Here is a 4,640-nt window from a genome sequence, read left to right as displayed (position 1 = left end):
CTGAATTATGATAAATATTCTAAAAAAAGATAGTATTTTGTTTATTGTTCATGTTACACTTTTCTTGAAATCTCACAATTTCGTTTTTTTCGGTGCAAAATGTTACCCCATTTTGCTTAAAAGGGAAACCGGTGTGAATCCGGTGCGGTCCCGCCACTGTTAATAGGGAGTTTTATAGATGATACCACTGTCCAATGGATGGGAAGGTCTGTAAAACATTGAACTAAAGCCAGGAGACCTGCCGAAAAAATGATGATCGTTTTAACCTACGAGGATAGGTGTGCGACTTAGCCAATTACATGTGGTTTATTTGAGCTGAGCGCTTTTCCTAATTTAGTGGAAAGGTGTTTTTTTATTTTCGCATAGGACTATCGAAAAATTATGGAAGGGGGATTAAACATGAGATTTTCAGGATGGAAGCTAGGTTATTTTTTACTTGCACTACTATTTGTACCACAACGTGCATTCGCTATGCATATTATGGAAGGGTTTTTACCTCTCCAGTGGGCTATATTTTGGTGGGTTATCTCCCTACCGTTTATTATTTTAGGCTTACGTTCTATTCGCAAAACAATTGAATCAAATCCTGAAACAAAAATGCTACTAGGCTTATCTGGTGCTTTTGCCTTCGTATTATCAGCATTAAAAATCCCATCGGTGACAGGCAGTTGCTCCCACCCAACAGGTGTAGGACTTGGAGCAGTTCTTTTTGGCCCGTTAGCTATGAGTGTCATTGGCTCTATTGTTTTGCTATTCCAAGCATTGTTACTTGCACATGGGGGGCTCACAACATTAGGGGCGAATGCTTTTTCAATGGCGATTGCTGGACCATTTATTGCTTACTACGTATTTAAGGGCGCACAAAAAGTCGGTTTATCTTTTTCGATTGCTGTTTTTTTAGCAGCCATGCTTGGTGATTTAGGTACATATATTGTCACTTCTCTTCAATTAGCATTGGCTTTCCCATCTGAAGTAGGTGGCTTTGCTGCTTCATTTGCGAAATTCTCAGGTATTTTTGCGCTAACACAAATACCACTTGCTGTGAGTGAAGGCATTTTAACTGTAATTGTCATTAACTTCTTAAGAAAATATAATGTCAATGAATTAAAAGCACTTCGTGTATTCTCAGCAAAGGAGGCACATTAAAATGAAAAAAAATTTATGGCTATTAGCCATTGTTGTGCTATTAGCAATCATCCCGTTATTTATCCAAACAGATGCTGAATTTGGCGGGGCTGATGGAGAAGCAGAAGCGGCAATTACTGAAATTGATGAAAACTACACACCGTGGTTTGAAAGCTTATGGGAGCCACCAAGTGGTGAAATTGAAAGTTTATTATTTGCATTACAAGCTGCCATCGGGGCTGGTTTTATCGGTTATTTCTTCGGTTATATGCGCAGAAAACATAAGGCTGGTTAAAGACGATGCTACTTATTGATAAGTATGCTTATATCAACAAGCTCGCATCCGTTCACCCTCTTGAAAAAATAATATTATCTATCAGTTTATTATTAGTATCATTGGCTATGCAGAATGCACAAATTTCACTCATTACATTTTTTGTAATGAGTGCTTTTACCATCTTGGGGGCAAAAATTCCCGTAAAATATTATGCGAAATTATTAGTATTACCAGGGTTCTTCTTATTATCTAGCCTTGTGTCTATTTTGCTATCCATTGCGCCTGCTACAGCGAACCTCCCACCACATCTTTGGGCATACCCATTTTTCCAGTGGACTCTTTTTATCGGGGTGGCAAGCGTTGAGACAGCGACACATCTCTTTTTCACTGTTCTTGGGAGTATAAGCTGTTTGTATTTTTTAATTTTAACAACATCGGTACAAGCCATTTGCTATGTATTGCGACAATGGCGATTACCTCATTTGTTGATAGAACTTGTCGAGCTTACTTATCGTTTTATTTTTATGTTTTTTAGCAGTATGCACAAAATTCATCTTGCCCAGCAAGCACGTTTAGGCTATACCTCTCCTAGACAATGGCTGCATTCCATTTCAATGCTAATCGCTTCTTTATTTGTGGAAATGTTTCAACGTAGCTATGAGCTAAACAACGCGATGCAAGCGCGCGGTGGGCAAATGGTTTATTGGAAAGAGGATATGGCCTATAACAAAAGAAATTGGATCGTGATTGGCGCAATATGGCTAGCGCTCGTTTTATATGGAGGTATTTTCTTATGACAAACCCTTACTTTGATTTACAGCAAGTATCACACATCTATACAGATGGGACACATGCATTAACTGATATTACCTTGACATTACCAAAGGGCAAAAAAATTGCGCTGCTCGGTCATAATGGGGCTGGTAAGTCTACATTGTTTCAACATCTCAACGGTATTTTACAACCGACTACAGGAACCATTTCTTTTTGCGGTCAACCATTATCCTATAACAAAAAAGCAAATCAAAAATTGCGGCAACAAGTAGGAATTGTTTTTCAGGATGCAGACAATCAGCTTTTTGCAGGTACTGTGAAGCAAGATATTGCCTTTGGTCCATTAAATCTTGGTTGGTCCATGGAAAAAATCGAGGAAAAAATAGCATGGGCTGTAACACAAACGGAAGTCGAGGATTTGCTTGACAAACCCATTCACTTTTTAAGTATGGGGCAGAAAAAACGCGTAGCTATTGCTGGCATTTTGGCAATGGAGCCTTCTGTTTTATTGTTAGACGAACCAACTGCTGGATTAGATAATTATTATGCTGCGCAAATTTTACGTTGTTTAAAAAAATTAGAGAATAGTGAGCGCACTATTTTGTTGGCTACACATGATATTCAACTGGCCTACGAATGGGCAGATCAAATCATAGTGATGGAGGCAGGGAAAATTATTTATAATGGAGACCCTATTGCTTTATTTTATCAAGATGCACTGTTGGCAAAAGCGCATCTCGAACGTCCTTGGGTCTTTGAAATGGCCTGTCTCTTGCAACAGCAACAGCTATTAAATCCTGATACGATAATGCCGCGCTCTAAGATAGATTTACAACAAATTATCTTGGCTCAGCATTAAAAATCCCCCTATAAGAGAGATTTTTTTATCGTCTACTCTTATAGGGGGGTTGTTTAATGATCGTTTATTTTAATATCAAAATTATTCTTTTATATCACATAATCTTTACATGCTTCTTCCTTAATAATTTTGAACAATCGTTTCCACTAGGCGGTCAATTTGTTTCATCGCCTGTGCATTTTTCTTGTCAGTCATGATGGCAAAGGCGTATTGGCGACCACTTTTTGCTGTGACATAGCCTGACAATGTATAAACATTTGTAATACTGCCTGTTTTCGCCATCACACGCCCTCGTAACCCATTTGTATCAAAGCGTGTGCGTAAAGAGCCTCCGACAAGGCGATTCGGCTGTCCACCAATTGGCAAACCTTGATAAAAACTCGAATAAATTGGCTGCTGCTGCATTGTTGTGAGCAAGGCCGTCAACTCATTGGCAGATACACGGTTCGCATGAGACATGCCTGAGCCATCCTCAAAGCGCCATTGTGAGATGTTTAATCCTAATGATGAAGCATAATCACGCAAGACAGCTACCCCGTTTTCCGTATTGCCAACACCATGTACCTCTCGTCCTAATGTTTTTACGAGTATATCGGCAATGCTATTATTGCTTAACTTCATAAAAACAGGATAAAGCTTATGTAGTGGCAACGATTCCTTCGTATATAATTTTTGCGCTGTTGTAGGAACCATTTTACGCCCAACCGATACTTGTGCAACGTTTAAAGCGGCGGATTGCCACGTATTTTTAATAGCATGTAGTGTATTAATCGTTGGGTCTTGCAAGGTAACCCATTTTTTCACTGTGCTACCTTGAGGAATATTTCCTGTTAGCACAACTGTATTTGAGCCATATTGTCTTTTTACAGTTAACGTATTTTTACCTGTTTTCGCTACTGTTTTTGCTTGATTCACAAATTTCATACCACTTGTGTTGGGCAGCACAGTAAAGCTTGGGGCTTTTTTAGCTGTATTTCCTGTTACTTGTACAATGACCGTCCCAGCATCATAATCTGCATTTGGTGACATTGTCAAAGCAGATATCCGCGCCGCATAATATTCCGTTTCATCTTGCTTGGCGATACCTGGTGTTAATACCTGGCCACTAAATGCACTATCATCACCATATAAATGCCCTTCTACCTTGCGAATACCGTGGCGTTTTAACACTGTCGCAAATATCAAAAAGTCCTGCTGCTGTAATGTAGGATCTCCCCCACCTTTGATATACACATCTCCATGCAATGTTCCATTTGTTATAATACCATCAATGTAAAGGTCTGTTGTGAACGTATAATCCTTTCCTAATACATGTAATGCTGCACTTCCTGTTAATAGCTTTAAAGTAGACGCGGGCTTCATGAGTGTGTGCCCATTATGTTCATATAAAATATTACCTGTTGTTAAGGAACGCAATGATACACTTGTATTGGCTTTACCTAAATTTTTTGTGACAGCTTGTTCTAACACGTGCGCTTTCGTTGTTAATGGCAAGCTGATGAGCAGGATGAAGACAAGGAAGATTTGTATTAGCTTTTTCATATCATGTAGCTCTCCTTGTATATTATATTTAAGGTTTTTATCTCTCGATGTTTTATAGGATGA

5 protein-coding genes and 1 riboswitch are annotated in these 4,640 nt (G+C 38.9%); of the genes, 4 read left to right on the top strand and 1 reads right to left on the bottom strand.

From position 1 onward, the window contains the following. Positions 1-73: 73 nt before the first annotated feature. Positions 74-260, top strand: a riboswitch (cobalamin riboswitch). 139 nt (positions 261-399) lie between these two features. Genes C9J34_RS17220 through C9J34_RS17205 form a run of 4 tightly spaced genes read left to right on the top strand, consistent with a single transcriptional unit; the run spans position 400 to position 3,035 of the window. Further along, the gene (locus C9J34_RS17220; protein WP_107841414.1) at positions 400-1,146 is read left to right on the top strand and encodes an energy-coupling factor ABC transporter permease; all 747 of its coding nucleotides are present in this window, start codon (positions 400-402) and stop codon (positions 1,144-1,146) included. Position 1,147: 1 nt separating this feature from the next. Then, positions 1,148-1,420 carry an energy-coupling factor ABC transporter substrate-binding protein gene (locus tag C9J34_RS17215; protein ID WP_107841413.1) on the top strand — a complete coding sequence of 91 codons (273 nt, stop codon included), beginning with the start codon at positions 1,148-1,150 and terminating at the stop codon, positions 1,418-1,420. Between the two features lie 5 nt (positions 1,421-1,425). Then, positions 1,426-2,199, top strand: a complete 774-nt coding sequence (cbiQ, locus tag C9J34_RS17210; RefSeq protein ID WP_107841412.1) for a cobalt ECF transporter T component CbiQ — start codon at positions 1,426-1,428, stop codon at positions 2,197-2,199. Further along, positions 2,196-3,035 (top strand): energy-coupling factor ABC transporter ATP-binding protein, encoded by an 840-nt coding sequence (locus C9J34_RS17205; RefSeq protein ID WP_107841411.1) that lies wholly within the window; start codon positions 2,196-2,198, stop codon positions 3,033-3,035. Before cbiQ ends, C9J34_RS17205 begins: the two co-directional genes overlap by 4 nt. A gap of 120 nt (positions 3,036-3,155) precedes the next feature. Here C9J34_RS17205 and dacB read toward each other — a convergent pair. Beyond that, a partial coding sequence (gene dacB / locus C9J34_RS17200) for a D-alanyl-D-alanine carboxypeptidase/D-alanyl-D-alanine endopeptidase (protein ID WP_238600692.1) occupies positions 3,156-4,640 on the bottom strand: 1,485 nt, incomplete at its 5' end.

The organism is Metasolibacillus meyeri (genome assembly GCF_003049505.1).
GTDB lineage: Bacteria > Bacillota > Bacilli > Bacillales_A > Planococcaceae > Metasolibacillus > Metasolibacillus meyeri.
The sequence above is the reverse complement of the archived record's forward strand: the minus strand, read 5'-3'. Positions and strand labels throughout refer to the sequence as shown.

What these genes read in the sequence shown, in the direction of transcription:
- cbiQ (WP_107841412.1), top strand. Translation starts at nt 1,426, where the DNA reads ATGCTACTTATTGATAAGTATGCTTATATCAACAAGCTCGCATCCGTT.
- C9J34_RS17220 (WP_107841414.1), top strand. Translation starts at nt 400, where the DNA reads ATGAGATTTTCAGGATGGAAGCTAGGTTATTTTTTACTTGCACTACTA.
- C9J34_RS17215 (WP_107841413.1), top strand. Translation starts at nt 1,148, where the DNA reads ATGAAAAAAAATTTATGGCTATTAGCCATTGTTGTGCTATTAGCAATC.
- C9J34_RS17205 (WP_107841411.1), top strand. Translation starts at nt 2,196, where the DNA reads ATGACAAACCCTTACTTTGATTTACAGCAAGTATCACACATCTATACA.